General features: G+C 72.8%; 13 protein-coding genes. 7 read left to right on the top strand and 6 right to left on the bottom strand.

The genetic code is table 11. From position 1 onward, the window contains the following. Positions 1–637 precede the first annotated feature (637 nt). The 3 genes from AB0J52_RS02070 to holA all read left to right on the top strand — a co-directional run bounded on the left by AB0J52_RS02070 (position 638) and on the right by holA (position 5,519). Positions 638–1,297 (top strand): ComEA family DNA-binding protein, encoded by a 660-nt coding sequence (locus AB0J52_RS02070; protein ID WP_500179692.1) that lies wholly within the window; start codon positions 638–640, stop codon positions 1,295–1,297. A 762-nt stretch (positions 1,298–2,059) separates the two neighbouring features. Beyond that, on the top strand, positions 2,060–4,051 hold the full coding sequence (locus AB0J52_RS02075; RefSeq protein WP_500179693.1) for a ComEC/Rec2 family competence protein: 1,992 nt from the start codon (positions 2,060–2,062) through the stop codon (positions 4,049–4,051). Positions 4,052–4,559: 508 nt separating this feature from the next. Then, positions 4,560–5,519, top strand: coding sequence for a DNA polymerase III subunit delta (gene holA, locus AB0J52_RS02080; RefSeq protein WP_500179694.1), 960 nt, complete (start codon positions 4,560–4,562; stop codon positions 5,517–5,519). Between the two features lie 115 nt (positions 5,520–5,634). On the opposite strand, the gene AB0J52_RS02085 is transcribed toward holA, so the two are convergent. Next, on the bottom strand, positions 5,635–6,522 hold the full coding sequence (locus AB0J52_RS02085; protein ID WP_500179695.1) for a LysR family transcriptional regulator: 888 nt from the start codon (positions 6,520–6,522) through the stop codon (positions 5,635–5,637). A gap of 69 nt (positions 6,523–6,591) precedes the next feature. Here AB0J52_RS02085 and AB0J52_RS02090 point away from each other — a divergent pair, with 69 nt between their 5' ends. Next, complete coding sequence (locus AB0J52_RS02090) at positions 6,592–7,092, top strand: hypothetical protein (protein WP_500179696.1); 501 nt, start codon at positions 6,592–6,594, stop codon at positions 7,090–7,092. Here AB0J52_RS02090 and AB0J52_RS02095 read toward each other — a convergent pair. Further along, positions 7,080–7,613, bottom strand: coding sequence for an RNA 2'-phosphotransferase (locus AB0J52_RS02095; RefSeq protein ID WP_500179697.1), 534 nt, complete (start codon positions 7,611–7,613; stop codon positions 7,080–7,082). The genes AB0J52_RS02090 and AB0J52_RS02095 overlap by 13 nt on opposite strands. 362 nt (positions 7,614–7,975) lie before the next feature. Next, positions 7,976–8,242 (bottom strand): 30S ribosomal protein S20, encoded by a 267-nt coding sequence (rpsT, locus tag AB0J52_RS02100; protein ID WP_500179698.1) that lies wholly within the window; start codon positions 8,240–8,242, stop codon positions 7,976–7,978. A gap of 295 nt (positions 8,243–8,537) precedes the next feature. Between rpsT and lepA the strand changes: the two genes are divergently transcribed. Together lepA and AB0J52_RS02110 are read left to right on the top strand one after the other, a co-directional pair. Beyond that, the gene (gene lepA, locus AB0J52_RS02105) at positions 8,538–10,385 is read left to right on the top strand and encodes a translation elongation factor 4 (protein WP_500179699.1); all 1,848 of its coding nucleotides are present in this window, start codon (positions 8,538–8,540) and stop codon (positions 10,383–10,385) included. A 200-nt stretch (positions 10,386–10,585) separates the two neighbouring features. Further along, positions 10,586–11,350 (top strand): Uma2 family endonuclease, encoded by a 765-nt coding sequence (locus tag AB0J52_RS02110; RefSeq protein ID WP_500179700.1) that lies wholly within the window; start codon positions 10,586–10,588, stop codon positions 11,348–11,350. Positions 11,351–11,406: 56 nt separating this feature from the next. Here the strand turns inward: AB0J52_RS02110 and AB0J52_RS02115 are convergent, their stop codons facing one another. The 3 genes from AB0J52_RS02115 to AB0J52_RS02125 form a co-directional block, all read right to left on the bottom strand. Continuing rightward, entirely contained in the window at positions 11,407–12,039 is a 633-nt protein-coding gene (locus AB0J52_RS02115) for a DUF4870 domain-containing protein (RefSeq protein ID WP_500179701.1), read from the bottom strand. Between the two features lie 155 nt (positions 12,040–12,194). Then, positions 12,195–13,601 carry a hypothetical protein gene (locus AB0J52_RS02120; RefSeq protein ID WP_500179702.1) on the bottom strand — a complete coding sequence of 469 codons (1,407 nt, stop codon included), beginning with the start codon at positions 13,599–13,601 and terminating at the stop codon, positions 12,195–12,197. Between the two features lie 185 nt (positions 13,602–13,786). Continuing rightward, positions 13,787–14,656: a hypothetical protein gene (locus AB0J52_RS02125; RefSeq protein ID WP_500179703.1), complete on the bottom strand. Its 870-nt coding sequence runs from the start codon at positions 14,654–14,656 to the stop codon at positions 13,787–13,789. A gap of 295 nt (positions 14,657–14,951) precedes the next feature. Between AB0J52_RS02125 and AB0J52_RS02130 the strand changes: the two genes are divergently transcribed. Further along, positions 14,952–15,413 carry a hypothetical protein gene (locus AB0J52_RS02130; protein WP_500179704.1) on the top strand — a complete coding sequence of 154 codons (462 nt, stop codon included), beginning with the start codon at positions 14,952–14,954 and terminating at the stop codon, positions 15,411–15,413. Positions 15,414–15,415 lie beyond the last annotated feature (2 nt).

The raw sequence follows: 15,415 nt of genomic DNA on the forward strand, positions 1-15,415 counted from the left end.
CCCGGCAATCTACCGATCATCGTGGGCGGTTAACGCCGATCTTGTTCTTTCTGCGCTGAGGTAACTCTCCCACCTGCGAGAACTGGAGTTATCCACAGTTCGCGGCGGCGCTTTCGACGTAGCGGGTGAGCCTTCTAGCGTCCTATGCATGGACGTTTTCGACGCAGCGGCCCCACCGTCCGCCCACGTACGCTCAGGTCCCGCCCGTCCCGATTTCCCCACGGGCGCCGTGCAGCCCCTGGGTGACTTCATGACGTCCGAAGAGGGCCTGTTCGCCGATGAGAGGGCTGTCTCCGGTCCGAGCACGCCCGGGGCTGCGAGCGGGCGTGCAGCCATGCGGACGAAGCCCGATCTGGATCGGCGCCATGAGGCGTCGGCTCGTCCTGGCGTGGGGGTGGATGAGACGCGTGGCATGAGGCCGCCCCCTCATGTCGAACGCCCTGCGGGCATCGACCCAGCTCCGGAGGCCGCCGCACGGCCGCTGAGGCACCGCCTGCTCGAACCTGATCCCGCGCCCGTGGCCTCCCCGATCCCGCGCGAGCCCCGTGGACGCGCTGCCTCTGACAGCGACCCGATCGGCCCGCGGCTTCTTGCCCGCGCAAGGAAGCTGCTGGAACGGGACCGCTTGGATCCCGGCATGGGCGGAGTGCGAGCCCTGGTCGTGGTCGGTGTCATCGCGGTGCTGGTGGCGGTCGGTTACCTGTGGATGGCGCGTCCCCGCCCAGATCCGGTGAAGGTCTCCGCCGCGACCTCGCCGTCGTTGGCGGTCACGGCGAGCGAGACCGCCGGAGGCACCGGGACGACCGGGACTCCGCCGGGCGCTTCCGGCGGCGGAACTCAGCTGGTCGTCCAGGTGATCGGCAAAGTGCGCCGTCCCGGCGTGCTGACCCTCGCCGCCGGTTCACGCGTCACGGACGCCCTCAATGCCGCCGGAGGTGTGCGCCCCGGCACGGACACCGGAGCTCTCAACCTCGCCCGCAAGCTCATGGACGGCGAACAGATCGCCGTGGGCATCCATCCGCCCGCGCCACCGCCCGGCCAAGGCCCGGCCCCGCCCGGAGGAACGACACCCGGCCCGCCGTCTGGCACGTCCCCCGCGTCCCCCCTCGATCTGAACACCGCGACCGCCGAGCAACTCGACCAGCTTCCGGGCGTGGGGCCCGTTCTGGCCCGCCGCATCATCGACTACCGCACCCAGCACGGCCCGTTCCACAGCGTCGACCAGCTACAGGACGTCCCGGGCATCGGAGCCCGCCGCCTCACCGACCTCAAGCCCCTCCTCAACACCTCCAACTGAGCCACGCCCCAACCCACCGTTGCGCCACATCCCTTGATCAACCAGAGCGATAACGAAGAGGAAGCCACCCTTCACCTGCCCACCGCCGACCCGCCTGCTCCGACCTCCGAGCTCCCTGCCTTGACCCGAACTCGCCTCCCCCCGTATCAGATCCGCCTCTCCAGACCACCGAGTCACCTGTCCCAGCCCAAGCCACCTGTTCCAGCCCAAGCCACCTGTTCCAAGCTTCGCCCCCCGCCGCCCTCGGGGGCTGCCTGACGATCGAGTCGCTCGACCTAACCCCGAGTCATCCGACGTGACCCCTGAGCCCCGAGCCCGAGCCCGAGATTCGCTCGCTGAGGAAGAGCACCAGGAAGGAGGGAGATGCGCCTGCGTAGCTCAGGCCCGCCGCCCGCACACGCGCCCGCGTCCGCTGTCACGCGTGCGGAAGATGGGCCGGAGGCTGAAATTGACCTGCGACTGGTCGGGCCTGCTTTCGGTGCATGGGCTGGGGCCTTCGTCTGCCTCGGCCAAGCCGCATGGACGTGCCACCTCCTGGCCGGCCTCTCCGTACTCGCAGCCTGCGCGCTTCTCCTTCGCGTCCAGCGGAGGCGGAGGAGCGGCAGGAGGGGGACGGCCGAGGGGTGGCTGGCCATCGGGGGAGTCGCCCTGCTCTGTGCGGCGGCTTCGGCTACCGGCGTCGGGCTCCGGACGTCCGCGGTGCGGTCGGGGCCGGTCTTCGCGGACGCACGGGCGCATCGCAGCGCATCCGTCGTGGTGGTCGTGACGGAGGATCCGAAGACCAAGCGGGTCGGTGGGCGGGAACTGGTGATCGCCCGCGCCCGTGTGGAACGTGTCGAGGGGCGCGGGGGTGCCTCGTGGGTTCGGACGAGGGTGCCGGTCCTGCTGCTCGCCTCCGGACGGGAGTGGAGCAGGCTCGTTCCCAGCATGAAGGTGCGATGCGTCGGGCGACTCGCGCCGCCCAAACACGCGGAGCTGCTGGCGGCGGTCGTGCTCGTCCGGGGGCCGCCGTCCGTCGTCGGTGGACCGTCGAGTGTGCAGCGGGTCGCCGGGACCGTCCGCGCGAAGTTGAGGCAGGCGGCGAACGTCCTGCGTCCGGATGCGCGCGGAGTGCTGCCGGCCATGGTCGTCGGGGACATCTCGCGCCTCGATCCGGACCTTGCCGAGGACTTCACCACGGCCGGGCTGAGCCATCTGCTCGTCGTCTCCGGGGCGAACCTGGCGATCGTCGTCGGGGCCGTCCTGGCGCTCTGCCGGTTAGCCGGGCTGGGCAGGCGTGGCGCGCCGCTCATCGCCGGACTCGCGGTGGTGGCCTTCGTCGTGATCGCCCGTCCGGACCCGAGCGTCCTCCGTGCGGCGGTGATGGCGACCATCGGCCTCCTGGCCCTGTTCACAGGCCGTCCACGCCAAGGTGTCCCCGCGCTGGCCGGGGCCGTGCTCCTGCTCGTCCTCGTCGATCCGGAACTGAGCCGGTCGTACGGGTTCGCGCTCTCGGCCGCGGCGACCGCCGGCCTGCTCGTCCTGGCGCCCGCCTGGCGTGACCGCCTGCGGCGGAGGCTGCCCGGCCCGGTCGCGGACGCCGTGGCCGTGGCGGTGGCGGCCGAGCTGGCGGTGGCCCCGATCCTGGTGATGATGTCGGGCGAACTGGGCGTCGTCTCGATCGCCGCCAACCTGCTCGCCGATCCGGCCGTCGCGCCCGCGACCCTGCTCGGCGCGACGGGCGCGGTGGTCGCGCCGTTCTCACCGGGCGCGGCCGGCCTGATCCTCCGGCCGGCGGAGTACCCCGTCCGGTGGATCATCTGGATCGCCAGGACGGCGTCGACCTTGCCCTACGCCACGCTGCCTTGGGCGAGCGGCGCGCTGGGGGCCGTCGGCCTGCTCATCGCGGGCGGCATCACCATCGCGATGCTGCGCTCACGGCGCCTCCGCCTCCTGTTCGCCGCTGCTGTCGCCGGGGTCCTGGCAGGGGTTCTGTGCATGCACCTTCTCGCTCCGGGCTGGCCGCCGCCGGGCTGGCAGCTCGTCGCGTGCGATGTCGGCCAAGGTGACGGTCTCGTTCTGGCGGCGGGGCCGGGACGTGCCGTCGTCGTGGACGCCGGGCCCGAACCGAGCGCCATCGACGGGTGTCTACGTCGGCTGCGCATCCGCGAGGTGCCGCTGCTGGTCCTGACCCACCCGCACGCCGATCACATCGACGGAGTACCGGGCGTCCGCCATGGCAGGCATGTCGGACTGGCGTTGGTCACGCCGGTGGGGTTCGGCCGCGAGGCTCGGTTCGCTGGCAACGTCCCCATGCGGGCCGCGCTGCCGGGCCAGACCTGGCGCGTCGGGGACCTCTCCCTGACCGTCCTCGGCCCGCAGGCCACCGGCCCTCGCCTCACCGCGCAAGACGACGGCATGACCATGAACAACGCGAGCATCGTGCTGGTCGCGTCCCGCCCCGGATTCAGCGCCCTCCTGCCAGGCGACGTCGAAACCGAAGCCCAGCAGGCCCTGGTGTCGGCGTTGCCGCATGTCCAGGTCCTGAAGGTCCCTCACCACGGCTCGCGCAGCCAGCACCGCCCGTTCCTGGCCGCCGCCCACGCCTCGATCGGCCTGGTCTCCGTCGGAAAGGACAACGACTACGGCCACCCGTCCCCGCACACCGTCGGCATCCTCCAACACCTGGGCACCCGAGTCCTCCGCACCGACCAGCAAGGAGACATAGCCATCGTCCGAACCCGCACCGGCATAGCCACCGTCGCCCGCCACTGACCCCACCCGCCCAGACATGGCGCCCGAACCCGCTGGTCAGGGCGCCTGATGCCCGGGCCTCCTCCTTCGGGATCACCTCGGAAGGGTGTTCCGCAACCGCCCCTCCTGACCCCGCCCGCTCCCTACCTGAGGTCCCCGAACCCGCCCAGGGCCGTTGGTCACAGGCTCTGGCGCACGTGCTTCCGCCCCGAGGTCGCTGGCGAAGGCCGCCTGCGGCCGTCGGCCCTTGATCGCCTCTGGCACTTCCTCGTCGGCCCGAGCCGCGCCCGGTCCGGCTGGTCGGGGCGTCTGACGCCTGTATCTCCGCGTCCGAGATCGCTGCCGGGACCTCGCAGCTGCGCCTCGCATCTCCTCTTGTGGTAGTGAGCCGGGCAAGGTGTCGCGGGCTGGCGTGTCCCTCTTGCTCCGCGCACGAGGGGTGACGTCGGAAAGTGCGGGGCTGGTGAGTGGGGTTGGGGGTTTGGGCTGTCGGGTCGGGGTGGGGGGAGGGGTGTGGCATTGTTGGGGGGTGCCAGTGGACGCCATCACTTTGATCGTCGGTGACGAGGAACTGCTCATCGAGCGGGCGGTCGGGGACGTGGTCGCCGGGGCCCGGGCGGAGGACCCGGAGACCGAGGTCATCGACCTCGTGCCCTCGGGGATGGAGCTGGGGCGGCTGGCCGAGCTGACGTCCCCCTCGCTGTTCGGCGGCGGGAAGGTGCTGGTGCTGCGGGCGTCGCAGGACCTGAACAAGGACCTGGCGGCCGAGGTGCTGGCCTACGTGAAGAACCCCGCGCCGGACGTGGCGCTGGTCGCGGTGCACGCGGGGGGCGCCAAGGGCAAGGCCGTGGCGGACGGGCTGGCCAAGGCGGGGGCGCGGAAGATCGCCTGCCCGAAGATCAGCAAGGTGGGCGAGCGGATCGACTTCGTGCGGACCGAGATCCGGCGGCACGGGGGGAAGATCTCCGCCGACGGCGCGCGGACGCTGGTGGACGCGGTCGGGAACGACCTGCGGGAACTGGCCGCCGCGGCCGGCCAGCTGGTCGCCGACACCGGCGGGAAGGTCGATGACGCGGCGATCGCGCGGTACTACCGGGGTCGCGCCGAGGTCAGCGGGTTCGCGGTCGCGGACAAGGCGATCGAGGGGCAGTTGGCGGATGCACTGGAGCAGCTGCGGTGGGCGCTCGCGACCGGAGTCGCGCCCGTCCTGATCGTGAGTGCCCTGGCGCAGGGCGTGCGGGGGCTGGCGAAGGTCGGAGGGGCGCCCCGCGGTGCGCGCGGCGCGTCGTTGGCGAAGGAACTGGGCATGCCGCCCTGGAAGATCGACCGGGTACAGCGCCAGCTGCGCGGCTGGTCGGGAGACGGTGTGGCGCGCGCCCTGACCGTGGTCGCCGAGGCGGACGCCCAGGTCAAGGGCGGCGCGGCCGATTCCGCTTATGCCCTGGAGAAGGCGGTCTCGGAGATCGTCGCCGCACGTTCCGCGCGCTGACGCCCCCTCGGCGGTTCCCACGGTCCTCGGCCGAGGAGTCTTGAACCGAGCGAGGTGAAGGGTGCGCGGGAGCGCCGAGTAGGGCTGGCTGTGCGAATTGGCCGCGGTCCGGTGTCTACGCCTCAAGTCTTCGGTGCGCCGGGTGGGGAGTCTGGTGGATGGTGGCTATGAGGGTGGTCACGGTCGGGTCGGTGGTGCGGTCCGGGTGGTGGACGGTGTAGTACGGGACGGCCGGCAGGTCGGTGATCTCGCGGTGGACGAGGCCCGGGGGCGCCGGGACGCAGCCGTTCACGACCGCCAGGCCCGAGCCCAGGGCGACCAGGTGCAGCATCAGCGGCCAGCCGGACGCCTCGACCGCGATCGTCCAGGGGACGTCCGCGGCTCGCAGGGCCCGTTCCAGGAAGGCGCGGTGCGGGCCGTGCGGGGGCGGGACGACCAGTGACGTCCCGGCGAGGTCGGCCAGGGTCAGGGTGGGGCGGCCCGCCAGGGGGTGGGTGGCCGGCATGGACAGGACCTGCGGGAACGTCGCCAGCGGAGTCGTGGTGAGGTCGGTGGGGAGGGCGTCCAGGACGGCGACTCCGACGTCCGCGCCGCCCGTCCGGACGGCTGTGAGGACGCGGTTCCGGTCGCCGTTGACGAGCCGGACGCCCGTGTCCGCGTGGAGGCGGCGGATGGCGGGCCCGAGGAGGTACAGGTAGGCGCCCTCACCCGCCGCGAGGACGGGGACGCGCGTCCGGGACGCCCCGTCGAGGTCGGACAGGAACGCCGACATCCGGTCGTCCAGTTCGCGGGCGAAGCGGGCGAGGCGCTCGCCGTCCGGGGTGAGGACGAGGGCGCGGCCCTGGCGGCGGTAGAGCGGGCGGCCCAGGTCGTCCGCGAGCTTGCGGATCTTGGTGTGCAGGGCCGGCTGCGAGATGTGCAGTTCCTCGGCGGCGCGCGTGAAGTTGAGGTGGACGGCGAACACGGCGAAGGAGGCGAGCGCGTCGGTCGACAGCCGGTCCATAGGCACAAGCTATAGCAGAGCACTCAAGAGATAGTTCTGCTGGAGACTTCGAGTCGCGACGCTTGATCCATGGAGATCAGGCTCGGCGTCGATTTCGGACGCGTCATTCAGGGTGGCCCGCTGGCGCCGGGGAACGCCGACACCGCATTCCTCGGCGGGACGATGCGCGACGCCCTCGCGTCCCCGCCCAACGACGGGGCGTTCGAGGCGCTGGAAGAGCTGGTCGGGCTGTTCGGCGGCCGCGTGTGGATCATCTCCAAGTGCGGTGAGGGCGTCCAGCGGAAGACCCTCGCGTGGCTCGACCACCACGATGTCGCCGGACGGACCGGGCTCGCGCGTCACAACGTCCGGTTCTGCCGCAAACGGGCCCAGAAGGCCGTCCACTGCGCCGAACTCGGCATCACGCACATGATCGACGACCGGCTCGACGTGCATCGCGCGCTGGCCGGGGTCGTCGCGCACCGGTATCTGTTCGGGCCGCAGACCGGTCCCGTCCCGCAGGAGCTGCCCAACCCACGGACCTGGCCGGAGGCGGTCGCGCTCGTCCGTGCCGACTGTCAGCCCAGGTAGCGCGGCGGGACGTGGGCGACGAGCCAGACGCCGTTCTCGCTCAAATGGAACTCGTGGCCGTCTGCGGCCATCTCGGCGGCGGCGACGGTGAGGACGACCGGCGCGCCGCGGCGGGCGCCCACGCGTTCGGCCGTGGCGCGGTCGGCGGACAGGTGGACGGCGTGCCGGCCCATCGGCAGCAGGCCATCATTCATGATCGCGTCCAGTGACGCCCGGACCGTCCCGTGGAAGAGGACGGGCGGCGGGTCCGCGCTCGGCAGGTCGAGCTCCACCGGGACCGAATGCCCCTGGCTGGCGCGGATGCGGCGGCCGTCGTAGGCGTACCGGCGCTTGTCGTTGGCCGCGACGACGTGTTCGAGCTCGGCGCGGGTGATCGGGAAGCCGTGCCGCCGGGCGGCCGCGAGCAGCTCGTCCACGTCGGCCCAGCCGTCCGGGGTCAGGGTCAGCCCGATCCGCTCCGGACGGTGCCGCAGGTGCTTGGCGAGATACTTCGAGATCTTCACCAGGCGGCGTTCGTCCATGCCCGCCACCGTAGCCGCCAAGCCGTCCCCCCGAGGGTGCCCCGACGGGAGCGGAACCCGCCCCGCTGACCGCCGAGCGCCGCCGTGGCGCACGTCAGACCGCCCGCCGACCGGGAAGGCCATGCCCGCCCTCCTCACGTCCGGCCGCCCCCGCCGTCAGGCCGCGCCCGCCGGCTGGGAAGGCCATGCACGGCCCTCCCCACGCCCGCTGAGTCTGGGCCTGGCCTCGGGCCCGCGTGCTGACTCTTGCTGAGCCCGTACGAGAGCGTGCTGGGCCGAGGGCCGTTCGATGGGGGACGACGACGAGGCCGTCGGCCCCGTGGGGGTCGACGGCCTCGTCGTGAAGAGCCTGGGAGGCGGCCTTACTTGGCCAGCTCGGCGGCGCGCTTGGCGATGGCCGACTTGCGGTTGGCGGCCTGGTTCTTGTGGATGACGCCCTTGCTCACGGCCTTGTCGAGCTTGCGGGCGGCCTCGCGCTGCGCGGCGACCGCGGCGGCGCTGTCGCCGGCCTCGGCGGCCTCGCGGAACTTGCGGATCGCCGTCTTCAGCTCGGACTTGACGGCCTTGTTCCGCAGGCGAGCCTTCTCGTTCTGCTTGTTCCGCTTGATCTGGGACTTGATGTTAGCCACGTCGTAGTGCCTCAGCCTTGGTTGCGATCCTGGTTCCCGGCGCACGACGGCCGCGCGCCCGAGATTGTACGAACGTTGAACGGGGCGGACGGTGCCCCAAGGCACGACGCTACGCCACACGCAGTCGCACAGCTTACCAATCCACCGCCTCCGCCCAAAACCGAGCCGGCCGATCCGGCCGATCCGGTGGTCCACGGGCCGGTGCACCGAGCATCCCCGGGGACATGGGACCATGGAAGGCGGTAGCTGGAGTCTGCCATGTCCTGTCCACCAGTGAGTATGCGAACGGATCCCGGTGCCTGCGCCTGAGCCCAACAAGACCGACCCCGCGATCATCCGCAACTTCTGCATCATCGCGCACATCGACCACGGGAAGTCCACCCTGGCCGACCGCATGCTGCAGCTCACCGGGGTCGTCGAGGAACGCCAGATGCGCGCGCAGTACCTCGACCGGATGGACATCGAGCGCGAGCGCGGCATCACGATCAAGTCGCAGGCGGTGCGGCTGCCCTGGCGCGGCCCGGACGGCACCGACTACGTCCTGAACCTGATCGACACCCCCGGCCACGTGGACTTCTCCTACGAGGTGTCCCGGTCGCTGGCGGCGTGCGAGGGCGCGGTCCTGCTGGTGGACGCGGCGCAGGGCATCGAGGCCCAGACGCTCGCCAACCTGTACCTGGCGCTGGACGCCGACCTGCACCTCATCCCGGTGCTGAACAAGATCGACCTGCCCGCCGCGCAGCCGGAGAAGTACGCCGAGGAGCTCGCCGGGATCATCGGCTGCGACCCGTCCGACGTGCTGAAGGTGTCCGGCAAGACCGGCGAGGGCGTCGCGGAGCTGCTGAACCGCGTGGTCGAGACCGTCCCCGCGCCGGTCGGCGACCCGGACGGACCGGCCCGCGCGCTGATCTTCGACTCGGTCTACGACACCTACCGCGGCGTGGTCACCTACGTCCGGATCGTGGACGGCCACCTGTCCCGGCGCGAGAAGTCGCTGATGATGTCGACCGGCACGGCGCACGAGACGCTCGAGGTCGGGGTGATCTCCCCGGAGCCCAAGGCCGTGGGCGGGCTCGGCGTCGGCGAGGTCGGCTACCTGATCACCGGCGTGAAGGACGTCCGGCAGGCGCGCGTCGGCGACACCGTCACCGGCGCGACCCGGCCCGCCGCCGAGGCCCTCGGCGGCTACCAGGACCCGAAGCCCATGGTGTTCTCGGGCCTGTACCCGATGGACGGCGACCAGTACCCCGACCTGCGGGACGCGCTCGACAAGCTGCAGCTGAACGACGCCGCGCTGATCTACGAGCCGGAGACCTCGGCGGCGCTCGGGTTCGGGTTCCGCTGCGGCTTCCTCGGCCTGCTGCACATGGAGATCGTCCGGGAGCGGCTGGAGCGCGAGTTCAACCTCTCGCTGATCTCCACCGCGCCGAACGTCGTCTACCGGGTGGTGATGGAGGACGGCTCCGAGCACGTCGTCACCAACCCCAGCGAGTTCCCCGAGGGCAAGATCGGCGGCGTGTACGAGCCGGTGGTGAAGGCGACGCTGCTCAGCCCGTCCGACCACATCGGCGCGATCATGGATCTGTGCCAGTCCCGGCGCGGCGTGCTGCTCGGCATGGACTACCTGTCGGAGGACCGGGTCGAGATCCGGTACACGCTGCCGCTCGCCGAGATCATCTTCGACTTCTTCGACCAGCTGAAGTCCCGCACCCGCGGCTACGCCTCGCTCGACTACGAGCCCGCGGGCGAGCAGGAGTCCGACCTGGTCAAGGTCGACATCCTGCTGCAGGGCGAGTCGGTCGACGCGTTCAGCCAGATCGTGCACAAGGAGAAGGCCCGCGAGTACGGCCTGATGATGACCTCCAAGCTGAAGGAGCTCATCCCGAGGCAGCAGTACGAGGTGCCGATCCAGGCCGCGGTCGGCGCGCGCATCATCGCGCGCGAGAACATCCGCGCCATCCGCAAGGACGTCCTCGCCAAGTGCTACGGCGGCGACATCTCCCGTAAGCGCAAGCTGCTGGAGAAGCAGAAGGAGGGCAAGAAGCGGATGAAGACGATCGGCCGGGTGGACGTCCCGCAGGAGGCCTTCGTCGCCGCGCTGTCCACCGGCGAGACCGCGTCGCCCGCCGACAAGAAGAAGTAGCCTCCCGGGGCCTCGGCGGCATGGTCCGCTCGCCGAGGCCGTCGCCGAGGCCGTCGCGGTTCCCGCGCGGAGGGTTTCGCGCGCAGAAGGGTTCCGCGCCGAGCGACGTGGCCGGTCGGATCGGTGGACCTGTCCGCGGGGCCAGACGGCTTTGTCCAAAGCGGTGGTGACGCCCCGCTTCGAGGGCGACACTGTCCGTTGTGACGCACACCCTCCAGCACCACGTCCTGGTGGCCGATCTGGTCGTCCCCGTCTGCCTCGCCCAGCTCGAGGGACAGACGTCCCGCACCGCCTTCGGCACCCGCCTGGCGGGCGACACCTGGCTGCGCTGCGACCTCGTGGTGTTCCGCGAGGAGCAGGCCGACGGTGACCTCGGGGTCGTGCGCGGCGCGCCGCTGCTGGCCGTCGAGGTCGTCTCCGCCGCGTCCCGCGCGGCCGACCTCGGGCCCAAGCGCGAGCGCTACGAGCGCGCCGGCGTCGGCGCCTACTGGGTCGTCGACCTGCGCGGCGGCGAGCCGGGCTTCCAGGTGTTCGAGCTGGACGACTCGGGCCGGTACGCCGAGCGCGCCCTGATCACCTGGGGGCGCTCGGCGAAGCTGACCGTCCCGTTCGACATCGAGCTGGCCCCCGACCAGATCTTCGACCGGCCGTCCCGCCCGACCCCTCCCGGAAGGAATCCCGCCGTGTCCCATCCGGCGTCCGCCCCCGACGACCCCACGGCCCGCCGCGTCGGCCCCGACCTGCCGGACGTCGAGGACCCGATCCTCATCGACGCCTTCGGGCGCCGCTGGCCGACGGGCGCGGAGAAGGCCGAGCTGTGGGACGGCTGCCCCGTCTTCTACGGCGAGTGGGACGACCGGGACGTCGAGATCGCCCAGCGCGCGTATCCGGGCCGTGTCGTCCGGCTGGACCAGGACCCGGGCGAACCGGGGACGATGACCATCCTGCCGGGGCCGTCGAGCTGACCACCGCCCCGTGCCCGGACGAAAGCGGGCACAGGGCCTGGGGCAGGGCCCGGGGGTTACTTGATGAGCGGCCAGGCGATGAACGCCGGGACCCGGCGGAACTCGCCCCGGTTGGCGGCGCGCGCCGCGTACACCAGGAAGCCCATCACGACCGCCGAGAACAGCACCAGCAGCCACAGGATGGCGGGGAACAGCAGCGAGACCAGGCCGCCGACGGCCCAGACCGCGACGCCCGCGATGCCCATGTTGAGGCCCTGCGCGGCGTGCCGCCGGACGAACGGGTGCCGGGCCTTGCCGAGGTAGACGACGGCCGGGGCGACGGCGGCGACGAGGAACTGTCCGATGTAGGCCATCAGCGCCCAGGTCATCTCGTCCGGGCCGATCTCCCCGTAGTGCTCGGGCTCGGGCGCGGCGGCGGGCGGCGCGCCCTGCCAGCCGCCCTGGACGGCCCCGGCGGGCGGCTGCTGCTGCCACCCCTGCCCGGACGGCTGCTGGTAGCCCTGCCCGGACGGCTGGTAGCCCTGCCCGGCGGGCTGGTAGTTCTGTCCGGAGGGTTGCTGGTAGCCCTGTCCCGCGGGGGGCTGCTGCCAGCTCTGCGGGGACGGCTGCCCGCCCTGCTGCCACTGCTGGCCGCGCTGCGGCTGCTGCTGCCAGGGGCCGGGTTGCTGCGGAGGAGGCCCGTAGGCCATGCGGTGCGTCCTCTCCGGGGTGCGGCGAAGGGTGAGCGAGAAGTGTACGACCCTTCGACGCCCCCGAAGTCACGGAGGTTCCGGCCCTCCGCGACTCCGGCCCGGTCACCTGCGGATGTCCCCGGGCGGCCCGCCCGGGGACGTCCCGCAACGCGTCAGGAATGCCAGAGGACGGCGGACGGGGCGGACGGCGACACCGTGACCGAGCCCGTCCAGGTGAGGCCGGAGCCGAGCGGCGGCAGGTAGTCCTGGCCGAGGAAGAAGCCGCGGCGGATCGCGGTCACCGTCGCGGGCGCGCCGTTGTCGCCGGCCCCGGTCGGCTGCCGGACGGCCTCGACCGACAGGACGTCGGCGAGCGTGGTCCCCGCCGGGAGCTCGACGGTCGTCGCGGGCGAGCCGTCCCGGCTGATCGACCACGAGGGAACGGAGTGGTCGGAGCGGTACAGCCGCGCCGGGTCCTTCCGCAGCCGGACACCGAGGCCGACGCCCGGCGCCGACCCGGTCCCCGTGGGCGCGCCCGTGGTCTTGGCGAACTCCAGGTACAGGTAGGTCCGCAGGTCGCCGACCGCCGGGGTGTCGGGGGACGGCGGCTGCTCGATCTTGCCCTCGCGGTCCATCTCCTGGGCGGTGATCCGGTACGTCCAGGGGTTGCGGTCCATGAGGTACTCGCGGGCGCGGTCGTCCGGACGCGTCGCCGTCGTGTCGAGCAGGAACCGGAGCCGGGCGTCCGGCGTGACCGTGTCGCACATGTTGTTGTTCATCGTGCAGGTCTGCATGACCGGGTGGTCGCCCTCGTAGCGGCCGGTGAACCGGAGCGTCTGGTGCTCGGGGGCCTGGTAGACGGCGGTGTCCGGGACGCGCCTGCCGGCCGCGTCCACTTCGACGCGGTACACCCACTCGATGTCGGTGGTGCGGCCCCAGCGGGCCATCAGCGCGGGGGTGTCGGTGCCGCCGTCCTCGTTGCTCCAGATCACCGAGTACTCCAGGATCCGGTGGCCGGGCGCCGCGGCGGGCCGCGTCTCGTGCCAGGCGACGAGCGGGGCGTCGGTGTAGGCGTTCTGGTACGGGTCCCCACCGGGCTTACCGGACGTGTCCAGCGTCCGGCCGACCACGACCGGCGCGTGCCGCAGCACGAGCTGGTCGTCCTTCGGCTGCCGCACCTTCGGCTTGGACAGCACGACGCGCCGGGCGGCGGGCGCGGAACCCTTCGCCCACCGGAAGGTGACCTTGTGCCGCCCGTGCCGGACGCCGCCGAGGCCGAGCGTGCGGGGCGTCGGGTCGGCGGACGGGACGAGCAGGTCGGTCACGTGCCGTCCGTCCACCGCGACCGAGAGCAGCGCGGCCTCCGCGCCCTTGCGCGCCCAGGACACGCCGGGCGCCGAGGCGGTGAAGCCGATCACCGCCTCGCCGTCGCGTCCGGCGGTGAACGAGACCGAGCGGGCCGGGCCGGAACGCTCCACGACCAGCCCGGACGCGGCGGACGCGGGGGGAGCGGTGACGAGGGGGACGGCGGCGAGTCCGGCCGCGAGGCCGAGGCTGAGGTGGCGCAGGCGTAGGTCCATGAGCCGGGACGGTAGGCGCGGCTGATTGCGGGCCGGTGAAAGGAAGATCCCCGGTGTGTGTCGGGTTCGTGGGGAACGGAGGAACTGGACGTCCTGCCCGGTTACCGGCGGGCGGACGGGCCCGACCGTGTCGCGGGCCGCGGACTGCGGGCCGCGGACTGCGGACCGCGGACGATCCGGAGGGATCAGCGGAGGCGTTCCCCGATGGGCGCCGGGAACTGCAGGGACGCGGTGCTGAACGCGAACGACTCGGGCGCATCGTGCGGACGGCTCAGGTGCAGCCCCATCGCGGCCACGTAGACGGACGGCCCGTACTCCGCGATCTCGTGCCCCAGCTCGCGGAACAGGCCGGTGACGTCGGCGGCGGGCTCGTCGAGCAGGTCGATGCCGTCCAGGCGGGGACGCAGCTCGGGATTGCCGCCCCAGCCGGGGGTCCGCTGAGCGGAGACCTGGGCGAGCCGCTCCACGCCGTCCGGGCCGACCTCGGTGGACACCGCGAGGGACCCGCGGCCGATCTGGACGCTGCGGTGCGCGGCCCAGCCGCACAGGAAGGACGCGCGCGGCGCGGGGCTGCCGCAGCGGCCCGCGACGGCGGCGAGGGTCGTCCAGACGTCGGCGGCCTCGGTGGAGAACAGCAGGTGGTCGTCCGGGAGGACGGCGCCGCGGCCCGGCTGGAAGGTGAGCGTGAACGGCGGGACCTCGCCGGGGAACCGCGCCGGGTCCGGGTCGCGCAGCGTGACCAGGCCCTCCCACTCGACCGGCTCGCGGACCGCGAACCAGGCGATCTCGGCCTCCACGCCAAGCTCGGCGAAGGTGCGGTCGGTGAGCCGCCAGCCGACCAGCTCGCGCAGGCCGCCCGCGACCTCGGTGAGGTGCCCGGGCCACCACTTCGGCTCTCGGTCGCCCCGGCGGACGCCGGTCTGCCAGCGCACGCCCGGCCCGTCCAGCCGCTCGTCCCCGGACCGCCCGCACTCGGACACGACCGTCCAGGTCCAGCCGTCCTCGCCGCCGCGCAGCGTCACCCGCGCCGGCACCAGCCCCCGTTCCCATCCCACCCCGCGACCCTATCCGGGCCGGGCGCCCCCGCCGCCGCCGGTTCGATCGCCCGCCGGCCCCCGGTCCGGGCGTCCGGGGGGCGGACGGGTCTTCGGGATGATCACGGCGGGATGTCCGGGCTGTCCCCGGGCGGGCCGGGGCGGGTTGGCCGCGACACGGCGGGCCGGGCTTGGCCTGCGGCGACATGTCGGTACCGTCGTCCAGGACGGTCTCGCCGCGGGGGCTCCGGCCGCCGCGGGACGCCGGTTCCGCGCCCGCCGTTCCGCCGCTCCCGTTTCGTCCGGAGGTTCCACCGTGACCGACTCCGAGCAGGTTCTCCGCAGTCCGCGCGAGCGCCAGGCGGTGAACGGGGCCGTCCGCGCCCTGCGGTCGGCGGCACGGGGGGAGTGGAACCGCCTCGGGCTGGAGTTCCGCGCGACGGTCGGCATCGACAGCGCCACCTTCGAGATCACCGGGCCGGACGGCCGGTCCCGCACCGCGATGCCGCCGGGCCAGGCCGTCGGCCGGATGGACGAGCTGCGCCGCGCGATGTACCGGCGCGACCGGGGGGCCTGGTTCACCGCGCGGCTGTGGGTCGAGCGGTCCGGCCGGTTCAGCGTCGAGTTCGACTACAACGGCGAGCCCGACTTCACCCCGGCGCTGGGCGCGGCCGCCTACCGGCAGGACCTCGACCGCTTCCCGCGCGCCGAGGAGAACATCCCGGGCTGGCTGCGCGCCAAGCTCCGCGAGGCCGGCCCCGCCCCCCGGCCGCGCTGACG

The organism is Spirillospora sp. NPDC049652 (genome assembly GCF_040675125.1).
Classification (GTDB): domain Bacteria; phylum Actinomycetota; class Actinomycetes; order Streptosporangiales; family Streptosporangiaceae; genus Spirillospora.